Below are 1,108 nucleotides of genomic sequence, written 5' to 3'. Positions count from 1 at the left end.
AATGCCCTGAGCAACACGCTGAACGGCGGTGGCGGCGACGACCGCTTCGTTGCCACACTGAATGACGGCAACGACACCTACATAGGCGCCACGGGTACAGACACTTACGATCTGTCGGCGACGGCGGCGGGCGCTACCGTGACTGCGACCACGGCCACCAGCGCCAGCACTGGCAGCGATCTGCTCAGCACGATAGAGAACGTGATCGGCAGCCAGGGCAACGACAGCATCGTTTTCGATGCTGCCGCCAACGTCGCCAACATCGCTGACGGCCAGGCGGGCAACGACATCCTCAGTACCGGAGCCGGAGCCGACCGTCTGATCGGCGGTGCGGGCAACGACACGATGGATGGCGGGACGGGCAACGACACGTTGTTCGGTGGTGACGGCAACGACACCATCAACTACACCGTTGCCGAGGGCGCGGATGCGGTCGATGGAGGTGCCGGCCTGGACACACTCAACATCACCGGCACCGCCGCGGATAACAACCTGGTCGTTGTGTTCGACGGCACTTCGCTCACAACGGTGGGGGGTGGGGCGGTGGCCAATGTCGAATCCGTCACGGCCAACCTGCTTGGCGGCACTGACACGCTGAACTACGGTGCGTCGACGGCTGCGGTCATGGTGAACCTGACGGCTGGAACCGCCTCCGGGTTCAGCAGCATCGCAGGCATCGAGAGCGTGGCGACGGGCGCCGGTGCGGACGTGCTCACCGGCAATGCCCTGAGCAACACGCTCAACGGCGGTGGTGGAGACGATCGCTTCGTCGCCACGTTGAACGACGGAAACGACACCTACATAGGTAGCACGGGCGTCGACACCTACGACCTGTCGGCGACCTCGGCAGGCGCGACGGTCACGGCCAGCGCCGCGAGCAGCGCGCAGACCGGGATCGACATCCTCTCGGCGATCGAGAACGTGATCGGCAGCCAGGGTAACGACAACATCACCGGCAGCATTGTCGCCAACGTGGTCGACGGCCGGGGCGGTAACGACGTGATCAACGCAGGGAGCGGCAACGACACCATCAACTACACCGTCGCCGAGGGCGCGGATGCGGTCGATGGAGGTGCCGGCCTGGATACACTCAACATCACCGGCACTG

General features: G+C 64.9%; 1 protein-coding gene. It reads left to right on the top strand.

The genetic code is table 11. The features are described from left to right. The coding region (locus N0K08_RS23180; protein ID WP_315968029.1) for a calcium-binding protein at nucleotides 1-1,108 on the top strand (1,108 nt) is incomplete at both ends.

This window comes from Acidovorax bellezanensis (assembly GCF_025421555.1).
In the GTDB taxonomy this organism is placed as follows: Bacteria; Pseudomonadota; Gammaproteobacteria; order Burkholderiales; family Burkholderiaceae_C; genus Comamonas; species Comamonas bellezanensis.
The sequence above is the reverse complement of the archived record's forward strand: the minus strand, read 5'-3'. Positions and strand labels throughout refer to the sequence as shown.